23 protein-coding genes and 1 pseudogene are annotated in these 24,900 nt (G+C 63.1%); 7 read left to right on the top strand and 17 right to left on the bottom strand.

Annotation, left to right across the window (positions count from 1 at the left end):
• Nucleotides 1-216: 216 nt before the first annotated feature.
• From AB3X96_RS26560 to AB3X96_RS26550, 3 genes are all read right to left on the bottom strand, one after another.
• Complete coding sequence (locus tag AB3X96_RS26560) at nt 217-1,122, bottom strand: LysR family transcriptional regulator (RefSeq protein WP_368592044.1); 906 nt, start codon at nt 1,120-1,122, stop codon at nt 217-219.
• Between the two features lie 152 nt (nt 1,123-1,274).
• Complete coding sequence (locus AB3X96_RS26555) at nt 1,275-2,243, bottom strand: alpha/beta hydrolase (protein ID WP_368592043.1); 969 nt, start codon at nt 2,241-2,243, stop codon at nt 1,275-1,277.
• A gap of 25 nt (nt 2,244-2,268) precedes the next feature.
• A complete protein-coding gene (locus AB3X96_RS26550; RefSeq protein ID WP_368592042.1) occupies nt 2,269-3,162 on the bottom strand; it encodes an MBL fold metallo-hydrolase in 894 nt (297 codons plus the stop codon).
• A gap of 500 nt (nt 3,163-3,662) precedes the next feature.
• Here AB3X96_RS26550 and AB3X96_RS26545 point away from each other — a divergent pair.
• Nucleotides 3,663-3,863 (top strand): annotated as a pseudogene (locus AB3X96_RS26545) (glutathione S-transferase); the annotation flags it as partial.
• A 12-nt stretch (nt 3,864-3,875) separates the two neighbouring features.
• Here AB3X96_RS26545 and AB3X96_RS26540 read toward each other — a convergent pair.
• Entirely contained in the window at nt 3,876-4,760 is an 885-nt protein-coding gene (locus AB3X96_RS26540) for an alpha/beta fold hydrolase (protein ID WP_368592041.1), read from the bottom strand.
• A 104-nt stretch (nt 4,761-4,864) separates the two neighbouring features.
• Here AB3X96_RS26540 and AB3X96_RS26535 point away from each other — a divergent pair, with 104 nt between their 5' ends.
• Together AB3X96_RS26535 and AB3X96_RS26530 are read left to right on the top strand one after the other, a co-directional pair.
• Nucleotides 4,865-5,767: a LysR substrate-binding domain-containing protein gene (locus tag AB3X96_RS26535; protein WP_368592040.1), complete on the top strand. Its 903-nt coding sequence runs from the start codon at nt 4,865-4,867 to the stop codon at nt 5,765-5,767.
• Nucleotides 5,768-5,878: 111 nt separating this feature from the next.
• Nucleotides 5,879-7,843, top strand: a complete 1,965-nt coding sequence (locus tag AB3X96_RS26530) for an enterotoxin (RefSeq protein WP_368592039.1) — start codon at nt 5,879-5,881, stop codon at nt 7,841-7,843.
• A gap of 19 nt (nt 7,844-7,862) precedes the next feature.
• Here the strand turns inward: AB3X96_RS26530 and AB3X96_RS26525 are convergent, their stop codons facing one another.
• On the bottom strand, nt 7,863-9,722 hold the full coding sequence (locus AB3X96_RS26525; RefSeq protein ID WP_368592038.1) for a beta-galactosidase: 1,860 nt from the start codon (nt 9,720-9,722) through the stop codon (nt 7,863-7,865).
• 136 nt (nt 9,723-9,858) lie between these two features.
• Between AB3X96_RS26525 and AB3X96_RS26520 the strand changes: the two genes are divergently transcribed.
• Nucleotides 9,859-11,601 carry a tetratricopeptide repeat protein gene (locus tag AB3X96_RS26520; protein WP_368592037.1) on the top strand — a complete coding sequence of 581 codons (1,743 nt, stop codon included), beginning with the start codon at nt 9,859-9,861 and terminating at the stop codon, nt 11,599-11,601.
• A 65-nt stretch (nt 11,602-11,666) separates the two neighbouring features.
• On the opposite strand, the gene AB3X96_RS26515 is transcribed toward AB3X96_RS26520, so the two are convergent.
• Entirely contained in the window at nt 11,667-11,915 is a 249-nt protein-coding gene (locus tag AB3X96_RS26515; RefSeq protein ID WP_018436237.1) for a hypothetical protein, read from the bottom strand.
• 195 nt (nt 11,916-12,110) lie between these two features.
• Here AB3X96_RS26515 and AB3X96_RS26510 point away from each other — a divergent pair, with 195 nt between their 5' ends.
• On the top strand, nt 12,111-12,602 hold the full coding sequence (locus AB3X96_RS26510; protein WP_176111233.1) for an aminoacyl-tRNA deacylase: 492 nt from the start codon (nt 12,111-12,113) through the stop codon (nt 12,600-12,602).
• 24 nt (nt 12,603-12,626) lie between these two features.
• Here the strand turns inward: AB3X96_RS26510 and AB3X96_RS26505 are convergent, their stop codons facing one another.
• From AB3X96_RS26505 to AB3X96_RS26480, 6 genes are all read right to left on the bottom strand, one after another.
• On the bottom strand, nt 12,627-13,871 hold the full coding sequence (locus AB3X96_RS26505) for a D-amino acid dehydrogenase (protein WP_368592036.1): 1,245 nt from the start codon (nt 13,869-13,871) through the stop codon (nt 12,627-12,629).
• Nucleotides 13,872-13,904: 33 nt separating this feature from the next.
• Entirely contained in the window at nt 13,905-14,750 is an 846-nt protein-coding gene (locus tag AB3X96_RS26500) for a DUF1989 domain-containing protein (RefSeq protein ID WP_176366625.1), read from the bottom strand.
• 68 nt (nt 14,751-14,818) lie between these two features.
• Nucleotides 14,819-15,550: an ABC transporter ATP-binding protein gene (locus tag AB3X96_RS26495; RefSeq protein WP_176111231.1), complete on the bottom strand. Its 732-nt coding sequence runs from the start codon at nt 15,548-15,550 to the stop codon at nt 14,819-14,821.
• Nucleotides 15,538-17,346 carry an ATP-binding cassette domain-containing protein gene (locus tag AB3X96_RS26490; protein ID WP_368592035.1) on the bottom strand — a complete coding sequence of 603 codons (1,809 nt, stop codon included), beginning with the start codon at nt 17,344-17,346 and terminating at the stop codon, nt 15,538-15,540. The genes AB3X96_RS26495 and AB3X96_RS26490 overlap by 13 nt, the downstream gene beginning before the upstream one ends.
• A gap of 3 nt (nt 17,347-17,349) precedes the next feature.
• On the bottom strand, nt 17,350-18,249 hold the full coding sequence (locus AB3X96_RS26485) for a branched-chain amino acid ABC transporter permease (RefSeq protein ID WP_176111229.1): 900 nt from the start codon (nt 18,247-18,249) through the stop codon (nt 17,350-17,352).
• 25 nt (nt 18,250-18,274) lie between these two features.
• A complete protein-coding gene (locus AB3X96_RS26480) occupies nt 18,275-19,477 on the bottom strand; it encodes a branched-chain amino acid ABC transporter substrate-binding protein (protein WP_368592034.1) in 1,203 nt (400 codons plus the stop codon).
• Between the two features lie 320 nt (nt 19,478-19,797).
• Here AB3X96_RS26480 and AB3X96_RS26475 point away from each other — a divergent pair, with 320 nt between their 5' ends.
• Together AB3X96_RS26475 and AB3X96_RS26470 are read left to right on the top strand one after the other, a co-directional pair.
• Nucleotides 19,798-20,574, top strand: a complete 777-nt coding sequence (locus tag AB3X96_RS26475) for an aspartate/glutamate racemase family protein (RefSeq protein WP_368592033.1) — start codon at nt 19,798-19,800, stop codon at nt 20,572-20,574.
• Nucleotides 20,575-20,661: 87 nt separating this feature from the next.
• Nucleotides 20,662-21,408 (top strand): SDR family NAD(P)-dependent oxidoreductase, encoded by a 747-nt coding sequence (locus tag AB3X96_RS26470; protein WP_368592032.1) that lies wholly within the window; start codon nt 20,662-20,664, stop codon nt 21,406-21,408.
• Between the two features lie 74 nt (nt 21,409-21,482).
• Here the strand turns inward: AB3X96_RS26470 and AB3X96_RS26465 are convergent, their stop codons facing one another.
• The 5 genes from AB3X96_RS26465 to AB3X96_RS26445 all read right to left on the bottom strand — a co-directional run bounded on the left by AB3X96_RS26465 (nt 21,483) and on the right by AB3X96_RS26445 (nt 24,836).
• Nucleotides 21,483-21,824 (bottom strand): hypothetical protein, encoded by a 342-nt coding sequence (locus AB3X96_RS26465; RefSeq protein WP_368592031.1) that lies wholly within the window; start codon nt 21,822-21,824, stop codon nt 21,483-21,485.
• A gap of 3 nt (nt 21,825-21,827) precedes the next feature.
• A complete protein-coding gene (locus tag AB3X96_RS26460; RefSeq protein WP_368592057.1) occupies nt 21,828-22,625 on the bottom strand; it encodes an alpha/beta hydrolase in 798 nt (265 codons plus the stop codon).
• A 73-nt stretch (nt 22,626-22,698) separates the two neighbouring features.
• Nucleotides 22,699-24,144, bottom strand: a complete 1,446-nt coding sequence (locus AB3X96_RS26455; RefSeq protein ID WP_368592030.1) for a DEAD/DEAH box helicase — start codon at nt 24,142-24,144, stop codon at nt 22,699-22,701.
• 62 nt (nt 24,145-24,206) lie between these two features.
• Nucleotides 24,207-24,515 carry a hypothetical protein gene (locus tag AB3X96_RS26450; protein WP_176111222.1) on the bottom strand — a complete coding sequence of 103 codons (309 nt, stop codon included), beginning with the start codon at nt 24,513-24,515 and terminating at the stop codon, nt 24,207-24,209.
• A 102-nt stretch (nt 24,516-24,617) separates the two neighbouring features.
• Nucleotides 24,618-24,836, bottom strand: a complete 219-nt coding sequence (locus tag AB3X96_RS26445; RefSeq protein ID WP_368592029.1) for a hypothetical protein — start codon at nt 24,834-24,836, stop codon at nt 24,618-24,620.
• Nucleotides 24,837-24,900: the final 64 nt, after the last annotated feature.

The following is a 24,900-nucleotide window of genomic DNA, read 5'->3' as shown; positions in this document are numbered from 1 at the left end:
GACGGACGGTCACCCGCCACGTCCGCGCTTCGCTCAACATCGCGTACGACTCAACCCTGCCTTCGTGGAACTACAGCATTCGCTCAAGGAACGGCGCATAGCGGGAAGTTATTTCGAGCGCGTTCCTTACATCTTCGTGCAGGCGGTTGCGGGCGTGGGCATCGTTTATGTGGCGAGTTGGCTGACGGGCGATTGTCTGCGTGACGACACGAAGAGTTACGCGGGTTCGCTTGCCCTGAGAAGTTCTATCGCCCATTCGACGAATACGCGCACCTTGGAGGCGAGATGCCGATTGGCTGGATAGGCAACGTGCACAACGACGTCATCGCCGCGCCAGTCGGGAAAGAGGCGCACGAGTGCGCCAGAGCGAAGGTGCGGGGTGACGAGGAACGCATAGGTGGTGAGTACGCCGAGCCCTGCAAGTCCAGCCGCTAGCGCGGCGCTCGAGTCGTTGACACTTAACCGATGACTGCCGTGGATTTCGAAGAGCTGTTCGTCCCGATGGAGCTGGAAGACGAAGTCTCGCCCCGAGCGCGGCGAATTCATGCGGACGATCGTATGGCCTTGCATGAGGTCCGCGGGCTCGCGCGGTAGGCCGTGACGCTGAATGTAGGCGGGCGACGCGCACGTAACGAGCGGCAGCGTACCGGCCGAGCGCGCGATCAGCGAGTCGCTGAGTAATGGCCCGAGACGCAGAACACAGTCAAGGTTCTCGGCGATGAGATCAACCGACCGGTTACCGACGCTCAGCTCGACCTGCACATCGGGATAGCGCGCAAAGAAGTCCGGCATGGCCGGGACGACCAATTGGTACGCCAACGAGCCGGGCAGTTCCACCCTGATTTTTCCCTTCGGCGAACGGGTTGCGCTCAGGACGCTGCCATCCAGCGAGCCAACCTCGTCAAGCACGCGAATCGAGCCCTCGTAATAGATCTGGCCTTCCTGCGTCAGCGTGAGTTGACGACTTGTACGGTGCAGCAGCCGCACCCCCAGTTCTTTTTCGAGTTCCTGTATGAGGCGGGTGACGGACGATTTGGGCACATTCATGAGGTCTGCAGCACGCGTAAATGTGCCTGAATCGACGACACGAACGAAGGTCTGCATCGCGGCCAGCTTATCCATGCAGTAGTCCTGTCAGATTGGGAGCATGCGGGTCGCGGGTCGATATGGATATTTGCGTCGTGCGAGGATGCATGCGATGTGCTGCGGCATTCTCGCACGGCGCAGGCGCCGAAAGCGTGTCGTAAGCGTTGGTCGCCCGTACGCTTGCGCCATCAAGCCTCGCTCAGGAAGCTGACCAATGCCTGATATGCGTGCCCCCGGTTCTTCTCGAGCATGAGCATGTGGGTTGCTTCGCCCAGTTCGAGCCAACGCTTGTCCGGCGACCCGCTCAGATGCGCGAAGTAATCCTGCGCAAGCGCGAGCGGCACGTCGACATCCCATTCTCCATGAATCAGCAGGACCGGCACTTCGATGTGGCCCGGGTCATAAAACGCCTTACCTGCTCCCCAGTACTCGCGAATGTCCTGAATCGGCCCGTTCGCGACACGGATCGACTGATTCTCGCGCAACGCCGCGTCGGGCTCCGTGCGGACCGTATTGTCGAGCCATGCTTCGAAGCCACCATCCGGTATCAGTGTGCTGCGCTTCCACTCGGGGGCGGCATTGACCCAGCGCTCGCGCGCATCGGCCGCGCGCACCACCCGGTAACCACCCAGCGGGCCACCTGGGTCCAGTGGGATGGGCTTGTCGCTGACCCACTGTGGCGCGACGAGCCCGAGCCTGCGAACCTTGTGGCCGTTGCGGGCGGTGAACGCGCCACTCACGCTCCCGCCCCAGGACATTCCGATCACATTGATACGCGCGATGCCTGAAGTGCGCAGCACGAAGTTCACGGCGCTCGTGAAGTCGCGCAAGCCAGATTCGGTACGCCCCAGCGGCTCGCTCTGCGCAGCGGCGACACGCATTTGCGGTGGTCGTGTCGACTCACCATAGCCCCGCGCATCCACGGCGTAAACATCGAAGCCAGCGCGAGCAAGGTAGTCCATAAACGAATAACCGCCGATCGGCGTGTCGTAGAGGCTGCCGGATCCGTAGGTGGCGCCGTGCATCAACATCACGGTGCGTGCTTCACCAAAGTCTGTGCGGCCTGCCGGCCGTTTGTTGCGGATGTGAAGCTCGATCCCGGGCGTATCGCTCGGGATCATGAAGTCGCGGGATTCAATCTGTGCCTGGGTTGCCATGATGTTTGCTCTCTGGTGGAGAGGTTCAGCGGGGCAGCCAGACGAAACCGCCGGCCTGCCTTTCGACCACGCCCACGGACGTTCCGGGGAAATGACTGCTGAAGAACAGCGAGTGCCGATCTGCGGCGTGGTTCAGCGCCCAGAGCCGCGAGCGCTCGGCATCGTCGGGAAACTCGCAGAAAGTCGAGTTCCACTCGGGCTTGGCTATCTGAATCGGGTGATGCATGACGTCGCCTGAAAACAGCGCGTGCTGCCCTTCGGAAGTGAAGCCGATCGACAGATGGTCGAAGCTGTGGCCTTTGGTTCGATGGAACGTGAACCCCTCCAGGCCTTCGAGCGTGGGCTGGCTTTGTGCGTCGATCAACAGGGCCTGGCCCGCATCGATAATCGGCTGCACGCTGTCCTCGAATACGCCAGCGCTCGGTGTCTGCACGTGCGCTTCGTCGGCATAGAAACGGTACTCGGCATCCGAGAACACGTAGGTCGCATTGGCGAATGTCGGGCGCCACGCGTCACCTTTGCGCACCGTGTTCCAGCCGACGTGATCGACGTGCAGGTGCGTGATCAGCACGACGTCGACGTCGGCCGGCTGAACGCCGGCTGCCGCAAGGCGCTGCAGGTACGGCGTATCGAGTTGATCGAACACGGGGTTCAGCGGTCGATGCTTGCCGTTGCCGGCACCCGTGTCGATCAGGACGGTTTTGCCCTCTGTCTGCACGATCCAGCTATGTACGCTCAACGCGAGCGTCTCACCGTCTTGCGAGGCGTTCTCGCGGCCGATCCATGGCGGCGGATCGTTGGCAAGGATCGAGCGATCCCGGTCGGGAAACAGGTAGGCTGAAGGAATCTCAGGAAGAACGAGATCGGCGACCCGTGTCACGGTCGCACTGCCGATCCGATATCGATGAATGGTGTCCACTTTGATTGCACATCCTTTTGGAAGAGGCCGCGGCGATGTGTCGAGGCGTGGACGTATAGTCCTGCTTCCCGCCGTCTGGAAGAAGCGGGGCTGGGTGAAAGCATGGTTGCGGAAAAACGAACGTTGTGACGCCTGGACTGGATCGCCGCTGAGGGTGCAACGGCGCTGGCTGACGGACTGCGGCGACAGCTTTTTCCGGCTTCCCTGGTGCGGCGGTCCGGGTTGTCATGCACGACGCGCACCGTACTCAGGAAGGCGGCATAACCGCCGGGCTGTTTCGGCCTAGAATTCTCTGAGGAGGTGCCAGTCATGTCAGCTACCAGGCGCAACGATCCAGGCCATCGCGCCTATCAAGCCGCACTGGACAGAACGACCCGCTACCCTTCGGAGCACGTCACGTTGACAGCCAGTTCCAGGAAAAGGCTGCGCCCCAGTGCGCCGCATCGCAAGGTCGGGCGCGGCAAGGTCGGCGTCGGCGGCAAGCGCAGCGAAAGGTAGGCGTATTGACGGAACTCCCGGCAATCGTGACGTTTATCGCGCGGCGCCATTACCAAAACCTGGCAATGCTGCCAAAAGCCCCCGTCGATGAAGCCCGCTGCCATGAATGGTTCGCATGGCTCGCGGGCTGGGTGCACGGCGTCGGCCTTGGTGGTCTGTGGCGACCCGCGCGCTTCGTCGCAGAGGTGTCGTTGCATGCCGCGCCGCTCCCAGTCTTATCGACAGAACTGCAAGATGGCATCGGCGACGTCCCGCGGCGCTTCGCGCTGCGGAAAGTGGCCGACACCATCGAGAACCTTCCGCTCATATCGCCCACGGAAGTAGCACTCTCGTCCGCTCGAACTATCGGGATGATTGCAAGTGTCGGCACCGCCGTGCAGCACCAGCGTTGCGACCGATAGCACCGGTGCGGGATTCAGACGCGTTTCATCGTCGGCATAGGCGGGGTCTCCGTCGACGAAGCCCCAACGATGTCGGTAGGAATGGAGCACGATGTCGGCCCAGTCGTCGCCCGCGAATGACTGCGCCGCTTCGTCGAAGTCGGCCGGCGTGTACCAGCCGGCCGGCGCCCAGCTATCCCACATCTGCCTGGCGAAGGCCTCACGCTCGTCCCGAACCACGCGTGCGCCTCGCGGCGTGGCCATAAACCAGTGGTACCAATAATTGCGTGCCTGCTGCAGGGTCAATACCTGGTCCGGGGCATTGGTGCCGTATCCCACCGATAGCATCACCAGATGTGAAGCCACGCCATCTCGCAGGCCGCACGCATTCGCGACCGCGCGTGCGCCCCAATCATGTCCGACGAGGACCGGCCGCTCAACTTGCAGCACGTCGACGAAATCCAGAAGATCGCGCCCCAGCGCGGACAACTGGCCGCTGCGACGCGTGCTCGTATCGAGAAACCGGGTGGGCGCGAAGCCCCGCAGTGCAGGTGCGAGCACGCGGTAACCCGAATCGGCCAGAATGCGCGCGACGCTCTTCCAGCACTGCGGGCTGTCCGGCCAGCCATGCAGCAGCACCGCTGTTCGCGCGCCCTGCGGGTTCCATTCGAGATAGGCAATGTCGAGCCGCTGGGTAGCGGCGTGGCGGTAGGTGTTCATGGTTTTCCTCGTGCAAACAGGGTAGTGCCACGATAGCTCGACGTCTCGTCGCGATTGGTGAATAATCACGACTCATTGGTGATTATTTGTGTTGAATCGTTTCAATGGACATTCTGCCCGCTGCCGACGGTGTTCCGCTCGATACCGTATTGCTCCGCACTTTTCTCGAAGTCGTGGACAGCGGCAGCTTTGCCACGGCCGCCGAGCGTCTGGCGCTGACTCCTTCGGCCGTGAGCGGCCATATCAAGCGCCTGGAACAAATGGTCGGCGTTGATCTGCTGACACGCACGACTCGCCACCTGGCGTTGACGCAGGGCGGCGACACCTTGTATGCGTACGGCCGCAACATTCTCGATCTGGAACGCGAGGTCCGCGCGAAACTGCGCGGCGCGCCGCTGCGTGGGTTACTGCGGGTCGGTGCATCGGAAGATTTTGCCGGCACCTGGCTACCCCAGGTGCTACAGCGGTTTCGACAGCGACATCCCGAGGCGACAATCGACCTCAAAGTCGGCATCACGGCCGATCTGTTGCGCCAGCAGGAGCGCGGTCGTCTGGATCTCGTGTTCGGCAAGCAATGCAGCCGTGTCGGGAAAGGTGGTGAACTGCTGTGGGAAGAACCGCTAGTCTGGGCCTACGCGCAACATGAACCTCTGGATCTCGACCGGCCGCTGCCGCTGGCCGTCTTTCCCGATCCGTGCATCTATCGGGAGTCGGCAATCGCGGCACTCAACAAGGCGGGGCGCGCATGGCGCCTCGTGTTCGAGAGCAGCAGCATGGCGGGCTGTCTGTCGGCGGCGAGTTCGGGTTTTGCCGTTACCGTCATCGCCGATAGTCAGCGAGTCGAAGGTTTGCGCCTGTTGGGTCGCAAAGAAGGATTGCCCGCGTTGCCGGTTGCACGTTTCTACGCGTTTCCCCGCTCCGACTCGCCCGCGTGCGCGGATTTGATAGCTGCCGCACGCCGGGCAGGCCAGCAAGGTCGCTTCGGTCCACGCCCACTTCGCGGGTGAGCGGTCTGTCGCCCCCATGAGAAAATTTCGCCCGCGCGCGCCGTGCCTTGAACACGTAGGTCCATTGCCGTTACGCTATTTGCTGCTGCTCTGGCCCGAGACAGGTGCTCCATGCGCGCCAACCATGCTTTGCCTACGCAAACCGGCATGCCCGTGCTCCAGACGACGGGCCATCTCTCCTCATTCGGCAACGACGCGATTGCATTGCGCTGGACGCACGAGAACGAACGTCTCGCCGGTTTCTCGCTGATCGATTGCGAGCGCAAACGCACGCTGCTCCTCATCGCGCCGTTCACGCTCACGCTCGCTGACGGAACCACCACGGGCCTGGCCGAGATGAAGGTCGTTGCGCCGGTGAGCGACGCGGCGGTCGAACCCAACCCGCGTGCGTCCCGCCTGGGCGAACGAATCGCAGGGCGGCGCGCGAGCATCTCCCTGGTCGATACTCATGGACGCCTAAAGGTGCAATGGAGCGTCGAGCAACGCGACGGGTCACGATATCTGCGCGTCCAACTTGCGATTACGGCGCTTGTTCGGGACGAAGCGATCACCGCCGTGTCATTGCTGCAGACACGCGCTCCTGGCGCCAAGGCCAGTCCCGAGCGCAAGGGCACGCCGGTCGTTGCGGGCAACTTTTATCTGGGCTTCGAGCATCCGTTGGCGACGAGTCAGGTAGAGGGCGACACCCTTAGCTTTACGCTGCATCGCGCGTTGCCTCTACAGAAAAACAGAACGCTGGTCTACTCGGCTGTGGCAGGTGTAGCCAGTGACGGCCAGATTCGGCGCGACTTCGGCATCTATCTGGAGCGGGAACGCGCCCGCCCGTATCGGCCGTTTCTGCACTACAACAGCTGGGGCGACATCGGCTACCTGACGCCATATTCGCAGGAACAGGCGCTCGGACGCATCGAAACGATCGGCCACGAGTTGCATACAGTGCGCGGGGTACAAATCGATTCGTTTCTGTTCGACGATGGCTGGGACGACCTTGGCGGCGGCTGGCAATTCAGCAATGCATTTCCAGATGGCTTCGTTCCGCTGCGCGACGCTGCCGCGCGATTCCGCGCCGCTCCCGGCATATGGCTTTCGCCGTGGGGCGGCTACGGTGCGCCGAAACAGGAACGCGTAGCGCGAGGACGTGCCGCTGGTTATGAGGTCATCGACAACGGTCTCGCGTTGTCGGGTCCGACGTATTACCGGCGCTTTCATGAGGTCGTGATGGACATGCTCGACAAGGGCGGCGTCAATCAATTCAAATTCGACGGCACGGGCAATGCCGACAGGGTGTTTCCTGGCAGCCTGTTCGACAGCGATTGGGACGCGGCGATTCAACTGATCGAGGACATGCGCGCGGCCAAGCCCGAAACCTTCATCAATCTCACGACAGGTACGCATCCGTCGCCGTTCTGGCTGCGCCATGTCGACTCCATCTGGCGCGGCGGCAGCGACGATGGCCTGGCGGGAGGCGGCACGAACCGCGAGCGTTGGATCACCTACCGCGACACGCAGACGTATTACAACGTCGTGGAGCGCAGTCCACTCTTTCCGCTCAATTCGCTGATGCTGCACGGCATCCTCTACGCGCAGTGCAATCCACGCCTCAATACGTCGACGGGAGACGCATTCTCCAACGAAGTGTGGTCGTACTTCGGGACCGGCACGCAATTGCAGGAGCTATACATCACGCCGGCGCTGCTGGGCGAGCACGACTGGGATGAGCTTGCGCGCGCCGCGAGATGGGCGCGCGAAAACGGCGACATCCTGCGCGACAGCCATTGGATTGGCGGCGCGCCGGACGAACAGGCGGCTTACGGTTGGGCAGCGTGGGCGCCGCGCAAGTCGATCGTGACGCTGCGCAATCCCCACAGTCGCACACAACGCTTCGTACTCGACCTGCGGCGCCAACTGGAGTTGCCGGATGGGGCGGCGGGACGATTCGAAGCGCGCAGCGTTGGGCGTGCAAGGGCTTCCGGCATTCCCGCTCAACTGGACGCTGATGTACCGCATGCAGTGCAACTCGCGCCGTTCGAAGTGCTCACGCTCGAACTGCTGCCGGTCGCCGCCGCGAAATGGTGAAGGGGAGAAGGCATGCGCGCTAGTACAGGCGATCGGCCAGTGGAATCGGCCTCGCGTCGATCTTATGGAGGTCGAAGACCAGTACCTCGTTGTTACCTTGCACGAGCCACGGCGCGGGGCAATACAGGCGCTTTTGCGGGCCGATGTTCCAGTAGCGTCCCAGGTTGTGACCATTGACCCAGACGATACCCTTGGTCCAGTTGCTCATGTCGAGCCAGGTGTCGCCGACTTCGGTCAGCAGCACACTCGCCTTGAAAAAGAGACCGGGTTTGCTCGGGTTCGTGCAGCCTTCGTTGAGGTTGGCGATGAACGTGTCATCCATCGGCAACAGGTGGACGTCCCATTGCTCGAGCGACGAGACTGAGCCGTCTACGTGTTGCATCGTGACCGGTTCGAGCAGACCTTTGCGGTCGGCGAGCGCGGGTCCGAAGTTGACGCGTCCCATGGCCTCGACGAGTATCTCCAGCGGTACGAGACTGTCCGTGCTCGACCCTTGATTCTGCCGCGCCGAAGGCAGGGCAAGCGGCGCGCGATGCATCATGTGGAGAGACTGCGCGTACCTGCGCGGCAGTTGCGCTCTCGATACGCCGCCCGCGTACTGTTCACCAAGGAAAACGGTCGCATAGTCGTGAACGCCGCTGATATCCAGCACACCGCGCGCGTGCTCCGGTAAAAACTTGCGATACAGCACGAAGCCAAACGCCTGACCGTAGTGTTCAAACGACCGCGGTTGGGCGTCTTGCTCGCGCGGCAGTGCCGCTGGCAGGTTGTCCCAGATCGACGCGTAGAGCGTTGGCATCAAGGCCCCAACGCCTGCGCAGTCAAGCGTGGCGATGGCATCCGGTATGGCTGGCAACGGTTCGGGCAGATAGCTGGCGATCAGGTCTCGATACTTGAGGTACTTCGGCGTCGCGATGCCTTGCTCGTTGATCGGCGCGGAGTAGTCGTAGCTCGTGATGTCGGGCTGATAGTTGCTGCCCGAATCGTCCACGTTCGCGCCGGCAAAAAAGCTGAAGCTCGTGCCGCCGTGAATCACATACAGGTTGAACGACAGTCGCGCCTGCATGAACGCGGCCAAGGTGCTGGAGAGGTCGTAGTCCACGCCCGCGAAGCCCGCTTCGCCCCAATGCGTGAGCCACCCCGGGTAGACCTCGCCAGCCATCGCGGGCACCGAGGGGAAATCGCGGCGCACCGTTGCGATTTGCGCTGCGTTGCCGTTGCTCAGCGCGATCGCGCCGCCCGTCACCGTGGTGTGATTGTGTTCGAGTTGCGCGAGACCGTCTTCGGTGTAGAACGGCCCGCTTATGCCTCCTTTGAGCCAAAGCTGCCTGAGCTCCTCGAGGTAAGCCGGATTGCTCGCATACGAACCGAATTCGTTTTCGATCTGGATCATCAGGATCGGACCGCCGTGCTCGCTCATCAATGGCTTGATGCGCGGAACCAGTTCGTCGATATAGCGAGCCACCGCCGCCATGTAGCGAGGATCGGTGGCCGAGTCGGTCCGCAACTGGATGTCCGGCTCGCGCAACAGCCAGGCAGGCAGACCGCCCAGATCCCACTCTGCGCAAACGTAAGGCCCTGGGCGCAACAGCACCCACATCTGCTCGGATCGACATAGGCGAATGAAGGCCTCGATATCGCGATTACCGCTGCGGAAGTCGAACATGCCTCTGTGCGTCTCATGGTAATTCCACATGATGTACAACGCGACGCAGTTCATCCCCATCGCCCTTGCCATGCGGATGCGGTGTTGCCAGTATTCGCGCGGGATGCGGGCTGGGTGCATCTCGCCGCTGCGAATCTGGAACGGCAGGCCGTCGAGCAGGAAGTGTTCGCCGTCGGGGCTAAAGGAGAAGGTGTGGCCGCGTTCGAGGTTCACGATGGGCGTCGTCGAGTTGGCGAATGTAGGCTAACTGTATTCGATAGAATGAATACATGCGACGGCATTGCGGCATTCCGGGCGAAGCGATGCGCCGCGCAACGCTGTAGCGGTAATTCTGTAGGCCTGACTGGAAATGAGTACGGGCAAGACTTTGTCCGGCATCGCGATGGCCGCGCTGTCCACCGCATGCGCCGCTGCGGGGGCGTCCGGTGCGTGTGTGCCGTCGTTCTCCGAGGTCGCCGTCAAGGATGGACTCGAAATGCGGACCCGCTGCGCTGTCTCCGCGCCCGCGCTCCCACGCGTCACCGAACGGCTGAACCGCGCGGCGAAGCGCGACGGGCTCTCCGCCGAGCAACGTGCCGCCCTGGCGACAGCGGCCAACACGATGCTGCACGCGATCTTCTCGCAGACAGATCACGACGAAGCCACCAACGAAGCCGCGCTCACCAACTTCGAACCGATCCTCGAAAGCCTCGCATCGCAGATCAGGACGCGCACCGATATCGACCTCAGAGCCGAGGCTTCGGAATGGAACGCACGCTATGAAGAGCTGCTGCGCAGGTTGTCGATCACGCACAGCACGGCCCCCACCGAACAGCAGGCCGCCGCCGCCGTGAGGCGTCTCGATCTGGATCGCGCCTCTGCGTTGCTGATGCGGCTCATGGCCGAGGCACCCAGTACCGCCCAGCTAAGCGCCGCGCGCAACTACGAAGCGGCGAGCGTCGAACTGCTTCGCTTCATGCCATGGAACGCGCTGCCGTACCTGGAGCATGCCTATGCACTGCAACCCGACGACAAGGACATCGCCACCGCATTCGCCGACACGCTGCTCGTGCAGCACGAGCCCGAGCGTGCCGAGCCGGTGTATCGGGCGCTGCTGGTCCACTATCGGACGCTGGCGCAACAGCGTCCCGCCGCATGGCAGCCGTCGATCGCGCGGACGCTCGGCAAGCTTGGCAGTCTGTATGTGATGCGGCAGCAGCAGAAGGAAGCCGAAGCGGCATGGCTGCACGCGCTCGAAGTCTACTGGGCGCTCGCGCGCGTGGACCCTTCGGCCTACGGTCCCGCAGTGGCTAACACCTTCGATAGCCTCGCAACGTTGTACCGCGACACGCAGCGTCTGCAGGATGCGGCAGACGCGTGGCGCGAAGCCCTCGCCCTCGACCGTGCGCTGGCCCGACAGGACCCGGCAAAGTACCGGCCCGCGGTCGCGATGACGCTCAACGACCTCGGCATCCTCTACAGTGCGACACAGCGCACCCATGACGCGGAACTCGCCTATCTCGAAGCGCTCGGCATCCAGCGCGCACTCGAACATGACAACCCCGCCGCCTGGCGTCCGGCGCTTGCGCGCACGCTGAATAACCTCGGGAACTGCTACAGCGCAAGCGAGCGGCTGCCGGAAGCTGAGCGCGCTTACCGGCAAGCTCTGAAGATCCGTCAACAGCTCGCCCGCGAAAATCCCGCGATCTACGAGCCCGACGTGGCGCACACGCTGGGCAATCTGGGCGTGTTGTACCGCCTCGAACGGCAGCCGGCCAAGGCGCTGCAGACCTACCAGGACGCGCTGCAGATCGTCCACGCGCTGTCGCGCGATACGCCGGTTGCGTACCAGCCTGACGAGGCACGGATACTGAACAATCTGGGCGTACTCTACAGCCGCACCGGCAGGCCGCGCGAAGCGGAAGACGCATGGCGCCGAGCGCTGGATTTGTACCGCAAACTCGCCCACGACGATCCGTTGACCTGGCGGCAGGATCAAGCACGCACGTTGCGGAATCTGGGCACGCTGCTCAGCCACACGCAACGTTCGGCGGAAGGCGACGCATTGGAACGCGAGGCTGACGAGCTCATCGATTCAACGGGGGCGCAATAGCTCCCGAGGCAAGCCGCCGGGCCGCAACCGAGACGCACCGGTGGGAAAACGTCGGCTGTCGGCGCTCATCCAAATACGCCCCGGATCACGTCTTTCTCAAATTCGACCGTCCACGCGGTGCCGTGCCCGGTCTGGTACTCCCGTTCCCGCAGTGATGACGTGCGAACGACGGTGACACTGCCTCTCAGCGGGTAGACCTCGTCCACGATATCGGTCGCTCCGGTCTCCTGAAGGACAAAGTCGGACTCGGCGAGATGGTGCCGACGCAGGACGGCGAGAAAATCAGCCCTCTCGTCGGGTGCGATCACTGACATTGGGCGCCTCCTTTGGGCTGAGTCTCGCCGAAAAACCCGTGATCGATCGAGACGTAGCCGGCCCCTTATAAGGTACAAACCGTGCTTTCATTCTAGGCCTTTGCGCCACTTGGCGTGCGGAGTGCCGGTGCGTGAACTATTCTGAAAAGATCGCAAGTGTTCATTCCTTTTCAGATATTCGACAGGAGGTGTGCCATGGCGATGTCGCCAACCTTGCAGGAGTGCCTGCGCAGCAAGGGTTCCCGCTACGAAGTCGTGCGTCATCCATACAGCCACTCGAGTATCGAAACGGCTGCGGCGGCGCACATTCCGGGTGACCGCCTTGCCAAGACCGTGCTGCTCGAGGACGAACACGGCTATGTGGCCGCCGTGCTGCCATCGACTTACGCCGTGCAGCTCTCCGAGTTCTGGAGCAAGACCGGGCGCCGGCTTGCTCTCGCCACGGAAGTCGAACTGCGCGAATTGTTCAAGGACTGCGATGCGGGAGCGGTGCCGCCGATTTGTATGGCGTATGGCATGAAAACCTACCTGGAGTCGAGTCTGGCAGGCCAGCCCGACGTCTACTTCGAGGCGGGCGATCACGAAGAACTGGTTCATATGGAAGCGGATCAGTTCCTCGCGCTGATGGACGATGCGGAGCGCGCGCATTTCGCACGGCGGATGCGAGGGTTGGGCGGCCGGGCCTGAGGCGGGGCCCGAGTGGTGCCGCCCTCAGTCGCACAGCAGCCCTACCATCGGAATCGCCGGGGTTCGTCCCGCGATCAGGTCGGCCGTGATTCGCGCCGATCCGTGTGACATCGTCCAGCCGATATGACCGTGGCCGGTGTTTAGATAAAGATTGCGGTACTTCTTGCGCCCAAAAAACGGCAGGTTCGTTGGCGTCATCGGCCTGAGGCCCGCCCACATTTCGGCGCGATCGTAGTTGGCGCCGGCCGGGTAGAGTTCCTGCGTCACGCTCTTCATGAAGGCAAAATCAGAAGGCTTGTGGCTCGTGTCGTAGCCAGCAAACTCCGCCGTTGCCGTGACCCGGAGCCGATCGCCGAAGCGCGAGATTGCGACCAGGTTGTGCTCGTCCACCGTTGCAACGGCGGGTGGCATCGGCCGCCCATCGATCGGAATCGTCAGCGAGTATCCCTTGATCGGATAGATCGCAAGATCGATGCCGATCTGTCGGGCGAGAACCGGACTATAGGGGCCGAGGGCGAGCACATACGCGTCGCCTTTGACAAGGCCTCGACTCGTTCTCGTGCCTGCTATGTCCTGCCCGGCGGTTTCGAAGCCGTCGATCGTCGCGTCCGTCAGAAGCGTACCGCCACGCGCGACGACCTTTTCCGCAAGGGCGCGGGTGAACTTCGCAGGGTCTCCGGTCTCATCGGTCGGGCAGTGAATGGCGCCCGCTATCCTGTCTTTTGCCGAAGCCAGCGACGGGTCGAGCGCGACCACCTCATCGGGGCTGAGGACCCTGATGACTTGCCCGTCGGATTCCAGCAGTTTCATATGTTCGATTCCGCGGTCCTGCGCCTCCTGAGTCCGATGGAGATAGAGAATTCCGCGCTCGTTTCGATCGTATTCGATGGCCTCCTCAGCGACTACATCCTGTAGTACTCGCTGAGAATACGCGGCAAGCCGATGCTTGAGCAGGGTATTGCGGCGTGCCTTCTCCGATGTGCATTCCATCAGGAAATGCCACGACCAGCTGTAAAGCCTCGGGTCCGCCGAGAACTTGAAGCGCAACGCCTGATCTTTCAGCACCAGCGATTTGAGCAGAATCATTGGCGCTCTGGGCGAGGACCAGACAAAGGAATGCCCGGGCGCGATCATGCCCGCGTTACCCCAACTGGTTTCCGCGGCGACTAAAGGCTGCCGCTCGACGATCACGACCTCATGGCCATCTTTCTGCAACTGGTACGCGGTCGTCACACCGACCACCCCGCCGCCGAGCACGATAATTTTCATAATGTCCTGAGATACAACGGGGCTGCGGCAGTCTCACTTCCATTGCGGCTGATTCAGCACCATTCCGTGCTGTCCCTTGTAGGCAGCCACAGCCGGCGGCGTCCACCCGTCCAGCATCTGCGGCGCGAGTTGCCAGACCTCGATGCCGAGCGGCCGGCACACTTCCAGCGGATCGCGCGCGTCGGGCCCCCACATCGGCACTGACAGATCGCCGCCCGGACAGGTCGACAGTGCGCACAGCAAGTCGATCTCCGCGAAGAATTCGAGGTAATCGCCTTTCTTTGCCGGACACGCCTTCATGAAGTATTTGTCGTCGAGATTCAGGCCGGTGCACTGGAACACGTTGAGCACGTCGTGGACGTCGTACTCGGTCAAGCCATACGGGGCGATCGCGCGCGTCAGGTTGGAGTGGCAGTGGAAATGAAAATCCTCGCCGGTCAGCATGCGGTTCACGTAGGGATCGCAGCGCGTGCCGAGCAGATCGTGGACGCGGCCGCCGTGCTCGTCGACGCCGTAGCCGGCGAGACTGTCATCGGTGATGGTCACCATCGGACGCAGGAATGGCAGCGTCGACCACAGACGGTCGAACGTGCTCACGTGCGCCTGCTGCAACTGGCGCGTGCGCGACGCCCACATGCGTTCGCGCGGGTTGTGCCGGTTCCATATGTTCAGGTCGGCAACCTGCGGGCCTTCGATCGTGACGATCCGAAACACGTGGCCGGCCGGCACGGTCCACGCTCGCCCCGAACGGATCGGCACGACGATCGATTCGACCAGCGTGCGGGTGTCGTGCTGTGAGGCGATGCGCTGATAGAAGGTCTTGTCGACGTCGAGCGCCGAGCCTTTGGTGGACTGATAGGCAGCAGGGTAATTCAGCATCATGCGTTCTCCCTCGAACTCAGGCCTGAGCCTGTATTAGGACCTTCTCGCGCGGCTCGGTTGGCGGGTTACTCTGCCGACATGGCACTGCCGCCCAGATAGGCAGCGCGGACGCGGCTGTCCTGAGCCAGCTCGCGGGCGGACCCCGCGAGCGCAATGCGCCCACTTTCCAGCACGTAAGCCCGATGCGCGATTCGCAGCGCCTGGCGGGCGTTCTGCTCGACCAGCAGTATCGACGTGCCTTCGCGGCAGATGTCGGCGACCATGCCGAAGATCGCGCGCACCAGCTTCGGCGCGAGTCCCATCGACGGTTCGTCCAGCACCACGATACGCGGGCGCAGCATCAGGGCTCGGGCAATCGCCAGCATCTGCTGTTCGCCGCCACTGAGCGTGCCTGCCAGCTGGCTGCGGCGCTCGCCGAGCCGGGGGAAAGTCGCATACAGCTGATCCCTTCGCTGTTGCAACGCCGTACTGTCGCGCCGGATCAGATAGCCGCCGAGATGCAGGTTTTCCTCCACCGTCAGCGCCCCGAAAATGCGCCGCCCCTCCGGCACATGACCCAGGCCCAGCGCCACGATCTGGTGTGCGCGCAATCCCATCAGGCGCTGGCCATCCATCGCAATGTTGCCCGCGCGCGGCCGGATCAATCCGGAAATCGCCCGCAGTGTGGTGGTTTTTCCCGCGCCGTTGCTGCCGAGCAACGCGACGACCTCGCCCTGGGCGACGTCCAGCGAGATGCCGTGCAGCACTTCGACAGTCCCATAGCTGACGCGCAGATCGCGGATTTCTAGGAGTCCCACAGCGATTTCTCCCCGGCGGTATCGTCGCTCGCCTCGTCCTTTTCGGACGTGCCGAGATAGGCATCGATCACACGAGGGTCCGCCTGGATCGCGGCGGGCGGGCCCTCGGCGATGATGACGCCGTGATCCATCACGATGATCCGGTCCGACACGCCCATCACCAGCATCATGTCGTGCTCGATCAACAGCACCGTCACGCCATGATCCCGGATTCGCCGGATCAATTCCATCAGTGCGCGTTTTTCTGTCGGGTTCATGCCCGCTGCCGGCTCGTCGAGCAGCAGCAGGCGAGGGCTGCTGGCGAGCGCACGGGCGATCTCCAGTCTGCGTTGGTCGCCGTAGGGCAGATCGGCGGCGCGCTCGCCCGACCTGCCGGCAAGACCGACGAAGGCGAGCCAGCGCAGGCCCTCGGTGGAATGGTCCGCGGCCTCGGCGCGCGCGGACGGCAACGCCAGAAGCTCGGCGGCGAGCGGTGTCCGAAGCCGATGATCCATGCCGGTCAGCACGTTTTCGAAGGCTGTCATGTGGCCGAACAGGCGGATGCCCTGGAAGGTGCGCGCCATGCCTTGATGGACGATGCGATGGGGCGCGCCGCCGGCAAGCCGTTCTCCGCACCAGACGATCTGGCCGCCAGTCGGGCGGATCACGCCGGTCAGGCAGTTGAACACGGTCGTCTTGCCGGCGCCGTTCGGACCGATCAGGCTCACGATCTCGCCGCTCTTCACCGTGAAGCTGACCCCGCCGACCGCCAGCACGCCGCCGAAGCGGCGCTGCATGTCGCGCACCTCCAGCAGGGTCTCATCGGTGACGGCGTGGCTGGGCACGGGAGCCCGATCGGCGTCAGCGCCCTTGCGCGCCGGCGCGACGCGGCGCAACGGCGCTGGCCACAAGCCCTGCGGCCTTAGCAGCATCAGGACCACGAGCCCGATCGCGAAAGCGAAGATGCGCCACAGGTTGAGAAAACGCAGTATTTCCGGCAAGCCGGCGACGATGATGGCGCCGAGGATCACGCCCGGAATGCTGCCGCGGCCGCCGAGCACGACGACGATCAGGATCGTGACCGATTGCAGATACGTGAAGCCGGTCGGATCGATGGTGCCGAAGCGGGCGGCGAACAGGCTGCCGCCCAGCCCGCCGATCAACGCGCCCATCACATAGGCGAGCAGCTTGACGCGCAGCGTCGGCACGCCGACGGCCTCGGCAGCCGCCTCGTCCTCGCGGATGCTGGTCCAGGCGCGGCCCAGCCGCGACCGGCCGAGCCGGATCGCGAACACGAGCACCACCACGAGGAACGCCATGCCCAGTTCGTAGAGCGCTTGCGGCGAACTGATCTCGAAGCCGAACAGGCTCGGGCTCGCGATGCCGAAGATGCCGTTCGGGCCACCCGTGATGTCGAGATTGGTGGCGACGATACGCGTGATCTCGCCGAACCCCAGGGTAACGATCGCCAGATAGTCGCTGCGCAGGCGCAGGGTGGGGTAGCCGATCACGATGCCCGATACCGCGGTGAACGCCAGACTGAACGGCAGCGTTTCCCAGAACGAGAAGTGCAGCAGGGTTTCCAGCAACGCCGTCGTGTACGCGCCGATTGCGAAGAAGGCCGCGTAGCCCAGATCGAGCAATCCGGCGTAACCGACCACGATGTTCAGCCCAAGACCCAGGATCGAATAGGTGACGATGGTCAGGCCGACATCGACGACATAGTTGCTGGCGACCGCGGGCAGCGCGACGGCGGCGGCCAGCAGCGCAGCGCCGACAGGCCTGGCCCAGCGCGCGGAAGCTTGACGGGCGCTCATGAGCTACATTCTCTCGACGACGCGTTCGCCGAACAGCCCGGTCGGCTTGATCACGAGCACGGCGATCAGCACGCCGAAGACGAACACGTCGGTCCATTGCGAAGAGACATAGCCCGCGCCGAAGGCTTCGAGCAGGCCGATCAGGATGCCGCCCGCCATCGCGCCCGGGATGTTGCCGATGCCGCCGAGGACGGCGGCGGTGAACGCGCGCAGGCCCAGCACGAAGCCCATGAAGAAATTGATCTGCGTGTAGTAAAGCCCTTCCATGACGCCCGCCACGGCGGCCAGCACCGACCCCAGCAGAAAGGTGAGCTGGATCAGGCGTTCGACGTCGATGCCCATCAGACGCGCGGCGTCCTGATCGATGGCCAGCGCGCGCATCGCGGTCCCGAGGAACGTGTGATGAACGAAGAAATACAGCGCCAGCATCAGGGCCAGGCTTGCGACGATGATGCCGATCTGTGCGAAGGTGATCTGCACGCCGTGGAGCTCGAACCCCGCCTGGCTGAGCACATGCGGATAGGTGCGAAAGCCCGCGCCGTAGATCAGCAGCACCCCATTTTGCAGCGCCAGCGAGACGCCCAGCGCGGTGATCAGAATCGACAGCCGCGGCGCGCGCAGCAACGGCTGATACGCGAGCCGCTCGATCAGCAGGCCGAGCGCGCCTGTGACCGTCATGGCGGCCGCCAGAGCGATCAGCAGTGCGAGGGCGAGCGGCAGATGCGCGGACGCCAGCACCATCAGGCCGGTCCAGCCGATGAACGCGCCGACCATGAACAGGTCGCCATGAGCGAAGTTGATCAGCCGGATGATGCCGTAGACCATCGTGTAGCCGAGGGCGACCAGCGCGTAGAACGAGCCGGTCGTCAGCCCTTCGATCACGAACTGGAAGAAGTCGCTCATGACGGCGCGGGGTGCGCAAGCGCGCCTACTTCATCGCCACCCAATGTCCGCTCGCATCCTGCCTCTGGTAGGGCTCGAACTTGTCGTCGTGCACGACGATGGTGATGTACACGGCTTTGCTGCGGTCTCCCTTCGGATTGAAGTCAATCGTCCCAGTCGCGCCCGGGTAGTTCTGGATCTTGTGCAGAGCAGCGGTGATCGCGGCAGGCTGTGCCGACTTCGCGTCCGCGATGGCTTTCGCCGTGACCCCGACCGCATCGTATTCATAGACCGAGTACGGTCCCGGCCCTTGACCGTATGCCTTCGTATAGTCATCGACGTAGGCGTGCGCGCCGCTCAGGAACTGCGCGAGCGGGGCGGTCGTGATGATCATGCCGTCGGCGGCGGGACCGGCCGTCTTCATCAGGGTCGGGTCATTGGTGGCGTCGCCGCCCATGAAGGTCATTTTCAGACCCAATTGCCGCGCCTCCTTGACGATCAGGCCGGCTTCGGAGAAATAGCCCGTGTAGTAGATCACGTCAGGCTTGAGCGAGGAGACCCGTGTGAGCGTCGGTGAGTAGTCCATCTGACCGGGCGTAATCGAATTGGCGTACACCACATCGACGCCGTCCTTCTTCAGCGCTTGCACGGTGTTCTGGGCGAGGCCTTTGGAATAGGTCGTGTTGTCGTCGATCACCGCCACGTGCTTCGCGTGCAGCACGTCTTTCATGAAGCTTGCCGCGAACGGACCCTGCTGGTCGTCACGGCCGATCGTGCGGAACACGTTGTCGTACCCCATCTCGGTCAGCTGCGGATTGGTCGACGCATCCAGCACGTAGGGAATCCCGGCACGATGAAAGGTGGTCGATTCCGGCAGCGCCGCGCTGGAGCAATAGCCGCCCGCTACCGCGACAACGCCAGCATCGACGAGTTTCTGTGCCGCCTGCACCGCGGTCTGCGCATCACAGGCGTCGTCCTCGGGCACCAGCTCGATCTGCTTGCCGAGCACGCCGCCGGCCGCGTTGATCCTGGCGGCGGCGAGCTTCGCGCCATTGACGATATCCGTGCCGGCATTGGCACTGCTACCCGACAGCGGAACCGGCACGCCGATCTTGATGGTGGCGCCCTGGCTCAGCGCCGAACCGGGAACCATGCCCGCAAGCAGGGCCACGGCGGCCGCCATGCCCGCGACAGTCGTTCGCCGCGAGCCGCGCTCTGCACCGGACCAGCCAATCGTCTGAGCAAACATGTTAGCGACTCCTTTTGTGAGAGAGATCGGACGATCCGCCACACGGGCATACCGGTGACATCGGAAAGCGGACGGAAATGAGGTGATTGCGAGTGATTCAGTGATTCATACCCACCAGGTCAACAGCGTGACGGCTGGCTTTCACCGGAGCGCGGACACAAAAAGCGCTGCTTTTATGATAGGAGCCGGGGTGCGTTGAGACGGTATAGGGTATTTGCGTATAAACCGTTACACAAAGGCGCCTTCGATCCTCTACCTTTAAGAGGCAGTGCCGGCAGAGACTCGCGAAGCCGAACGCGACAAGACAGGAAGACTCCGAAATGAGTGCGATTGCACAGCATGACGACGTGTACACGAGGCTCGATTTCACGTTGGACGACGGCATCTGCCGTCGCGCCGCGATTGGGCTCGTGGTGCTCGCGACCGATCATACGATTGAGCATGAGTGGCGGGGCTTGATGACGCAGGAGGGCGTGGCGTTCTACGAAAGCCGTGTGTATAACTCGGCGGACATCACGCCTGAACGGCTAGCGGAAATGGAGGACCGTATCGCACCGGCGGTCGCGCTGATCCGTCCGGCCGAGCGTATCGACGTGGTGGCGTTTGGCTGCACGTCCGCGTCGATGGTGATCGGGGAAGAAAAGGTGTTCGCGCGGATTCGCGAAGCGCGTGCGGACGCCGCGTGCACCACGCCGATCACCGCGGCGCTGGCGGCGCTTCGTGCGCTAGGCGTCCAGCGTACGGCCTTGCTCACGCCCTATGTGCGTTCGATCAACGAATACATGCGCGACTATATCGAGTCGCGTGGTCACCGCATTACGCGCATGGCGTCGTTCGAGCATGCGAACGATAACGAAGTGGCGCGGATCGATGCACTGTCGTTGCGAACTGGCGTCGAGCGACTTGCGCGCAATCGTGACGTGGACGCGATTTTCGTATCGTGCACGAGCTTGCGCATCGCCGGGTTGATTCCGGAGCTGGAAGCCGCGATCGGCAAGCCGGTGATCTCGAGCAACTACGCGATGGCGTGGCACGCATTGCGGCTCGCCGGCGTAGGGGACTCCGAGCCTCATCTTGGGCGGCTGTTTGCGCTGTGACGTTGTAACTTGAACCGCGACGCAGCGGCACGCTGCGTTGCGCGAGCACAGCCCCTTTTGATAGTTCCACAGGACAGGAGGATTTCCATGCCCGCTCATTCGCCCGATTTGCACGATCGTGTCGCCCTCGTGACCGGCGGATCGCGAGGAATCGGCCGCGCCCTTTCCCTCTCGCTTGCATCGGCTGGCGCAGCGGTGGCAGTCAACTACCGGCAACGCGGGGACGAGGCTGCTCAGATCGTCGGGCAAATCGAAAGTGCGGGAGGCCGTGCAATCGCGGTGCAAGCCGACGTATCGGTCGCGTCCGACGTCAAGGCAATGATCGATGAGGTGGAAAACCGCCTTGGCGTCGTCGGTGTTCTCGTCAACAACGCGGGCACCGGAACGATCGTCGATATCGATAGGCTCACGGAAGCCGAATTCGATCGAACGCTTGCGGTCAATCTGAAATCGGCGTTTCTGTGCACGCAGGCGGTGCTGCCCGGAATGCGCGCACAGCGCTGGGGTCGCATCGTCAACCTGTCGTCGGCCGCTGCCCGCGGCGCTGGGCTGGTGGGTGTGCACTACAACGCCTCGAAAGCTGGCCTCGAAGGGTTGACACGCGGTTATGCGGCGCGGCTGGCCCGCGAAGGCATCACCGTGAACGCCGTGGCCCCGGGACCGATCGACACGGAAATGGCCGCGCCGCTGAAGGCCGCCAACGTCGCGGAACGGCTTCCCGTTGGACGCCTCGGTGAAGTCGACGAGGTCGCCCAGGTCGTGCTAATGGTGGTCGGCAACGGCTTCGTTACCGGCCAGACGATTCCCGTCAATGGCGGCGTGAGCTTCATATGAGCCTCGGGCGGCATCAGCGCGAACGTTTCGCCGATGCCATTCGACACACGCTTCATCTGACGGTGCTCTGATGTTCACCGCCCCGTCATTTTCCGGAGGATTTTCTGCACGATGCGCTCATGCTGCTCCAGCGCCTCATTGAGCGTACGTGCTCCGTAGCTCCTGTTGTCTTGCGTCTGCATTCCGGCGACGCGCGTTACGAACAGCAAAACCTCCGCGGCTTTCGGATTGGACACACCACGGAAGCGGGTCGTGACCGTCACACCGTAGTCGTCCAGCAGTGTGCGGCGGAAGATCAGTTCGTTTTCCGTCATCCAGCGCGACCACGCGTCGTGGTCGAACACCTCGACTGGCCGGTTCTTCGCATCGAGAACATAGATGCGTTCCGAGCTGGACGGGACCGGTGGCGTCTTCATATTTCAATGCGAAGGCGTGAGCAGGAAGTCCGTCGCCTCCCGCCACCAGGTTTGGTCGACGTGGCCAATCCAGTCGTTATGGTCAGCCGCCTTCACCGTCATCAGTTTTCTCGGTGCGGACAGCGAGTTGTAAAGCGCCTCGCCGAAGCGCGCCGGGACGATGCTGTCGAGTTCGGCAACCATGACGAGAATCGGGCGGTCGAACGACGCCAGGTGGGTCACGCTGTCGTATCGGTCGCGCAGCAGCCACCTCACGGGCAGCCACGGAAAGTGATGAGCGGCGACGTGCTCGAGCCGATCCCATGGCGTGATCAGCATCATGCCCGCGATCCTGTCGCGTTCGCGCGAGCCGGCCGCAGCCGCCACGCCGGCCCCGAGCGATTCGCCGATCAGCACGAGCGGCGCTCCATAGAGGCGATATGCGAGCGCGATGGTTTGTTGCGCATCGTCGACCAGACTCGCTTCGCCTAACGCACCGGTGCGCGGCCCGTAGCCTGGATATTCGGCGAGAATCACGCGCAGCCCGAGCCGGGTGAGCGCTGCGGCATAGAACGAGCGGTGGCCGGCATGCCCGGCATTGCCATGAAAGACGATGACCGTGGCGCGCGCGGAACCGTCCGGCTCCGCCACGAGGCCCCGGTACGCCTCAGGTGTCGGCCAGGCGCGCAGTCCGCCGGAGGTGATCTCCTCGATCGTGGCCTTCTGAGGGAAGTAGAGCAAACGATCCTGCAAGATGGCGACTCCGGCTAACACGATCAGGTACGTGACGGCGAGGCCGATCATCATTCGGGTGAATTTCATCGTCTTGCGCTCGACCCACCGAACTTTTCGATAGCACGCACCCAGTTTAGCGCGCAGTCGCCCCGGCAACGGATCAGGGTTGGCGTTTGCCGCGGCCACTAGCGGGCTTGCCAGCCGGCTTGCGTGAACCCGCAGCGGGCTTGCTGGCGGGTTGGCTGCGTGGCTTTTGCACGCTCAATGAATTACCGCTGGACGAGCGTGCGCCTTTGCCCACGGCCGCAGCGTGCTGCGCCGCAGGCTTGCGTTGGTGTTCGCCACTTTGCCGGCGCGGTTTTTTGCCGAGCGGCTGCATGGCGCCCGGTGCGGCTTGCGGCACCTTGGGCGTCTTGGGCTTTTTGGGCTTCTTGATGATCTGGCCCGTCGCGCTGGTTTGCGGCACGCGGTGTTCGGCTTCGAAACCCGGCTCTTCTTTACGGGGCAGCGTTTGCCGGATCAGCGCTTCAATCGCGGCCAATTGCGGCGCTTCATCGGCACACACGAGAGACACCGCCACGCCGCTGGCGCCCGCGCGGCCAGTCCGGCCAATACGGTGCACGTAGTCTTGCGCCACGATCGGCAGATCAACGTTGATCACCAGCGGCAGGTCGTCGATATCCAGCCCGCGAGCGGCCACATCGGTGGCTACCAGCATTTGTACTTCGCCTGCCTTGAAGCGCTCCAGCGCACGCAGGCGCGCGGGCTGCGGTTTGTCGCCGTGGATGGTGTCGACCGCATAGCCCGCTTCATCCAGCATCGCCGCCAGGTAATCGACGCCATTGCGGGTTTTGACGAACACCAGCGCGTGCTGCCAACGGTTCTCAGCCACAAGGTGCAAGAAGAGGTCAGGCTTGTTCTTTTTATCCACTGGCACCACCCACTGCTTGATCCTGCTGGCGGTGGCATTGGGCGGGCTGACGCTGATATTGACCGGGGCGCGCAGAATGTTCGCCGCCATGGCGCGGATATCATCGGTAAACGTCGCGGAGAACAGCAGGGTCTGGCGCTGAGCGGGCAAGGCGGCAAACACGGCGTTGAGTTCGCGCGCAAAACCCAGATCCAGCATGCGATCTGCTTCATCCAGCACCAGCGTTTGTACCTGATCGAACTGCACTGCGTTCTGGCGATTGAGATCTAGCAGACGGCCCGGCGTGGCAACGAGCACATCCACGCCTTTGCGCAATTTCATCATCTGCGGGTTGATGCTCACACCCCCGTAGGCGGCCAGAAATCGTAAGTCGAGGCCTTTGCCGTAAGCGATGAAGCTTTGCAGCACCTGTTCAGCCAGTTCACGCGTGGGCACCAGCACCAGAACACGGGCGCGATTGCTGGACACCGCCGGGCCGCGTTGCACCAGGCGTTGCAATAGCGGCAGCGCAAAGCCCGCGGTTTTGCCCGTGCCGGTCTGTGCCCCAGCCATCACGTCCTTGCCATCGAGCACAGCAGGAATCGCCTTGGCCTGCACCGGCGTAGGAGTCTGGTAATTGAGGCCCTGCACGTTAAGCAGCAAGGGATCGATCAGGCCAAGCGAGGCAAAGGACATTGACGTATTCCGGGCTAAAACCGCAATTCTAGCGGCTGCCCGACGGCCTCAAAGGTATGCCGTCAAAGGTGCGGCAAATCGTCGATGCATTTTTCGACGTGATCGCCCGGGACATCCGTGTCGATCCCGGCGGGTCCGTCGGTGTGAGAGACACATACGATTTTTGGCCCGAGATACCGTGTGCCACCAAGTGTAAAAAGGGACCAAACGACATCTCCCCGGCGGATCGCGGCGACGACTTCGACCACCTCCACGATCGCAGGGGGGGACAGCCATTCACGCGTCGACGGATCGACGGGAGCCCAACGCACGTGGGTGAACCTGTCGTTCGCCGGGTTGATGCGAACGGCGTCGATAGCAAAGGTTGTCACATTCACCTCCATCGTCCTGACAAAGGGATGTTTGCATTATGCGCCGCTTATTTTGCCGGGGATCAGCGGGACCCAGGAACAGCATGGGCCTGACAGTGACGCCTAAGCGGAGTTCGCGTCGCACCACTGAATCGCCCAACGCTGCGCCGCCTCCATCGCATCCACGTCGGAGGGATAATCGCCGAGGTCGCCCGAATACTTTACCTCGACGGCATCGCCACTCGCCGACGCGCGCCGGTAGATCTTTGCGCGAGCGTAATAGCGGCCGCCTTCATCGAGAGGTGACGCGTCGATGTGGAACTGCTGGTAGTCGAAATGCATGGCTGTCTCCAAACGATTGCCCTGATCGTCGTCGCGTAGGGCGAACTGGACCGCGTTGTCGCCG

It is taken from the genome of Paraburkholderia sp. BR13439 (genome assembly GCF_040948805.1).
GTDB classification, from domain to species: Bacteria; Pseudomonadota; Gammaproteobacteria; order Burkholderiales; family Burkholderiaceae; genus Paraburkholderia; species Paraburkholderia youngii.
Note: the sequence above shows the minus strand (reverse complement) of the source record. Positions and strands in the feature narration are given on the sequence as shown.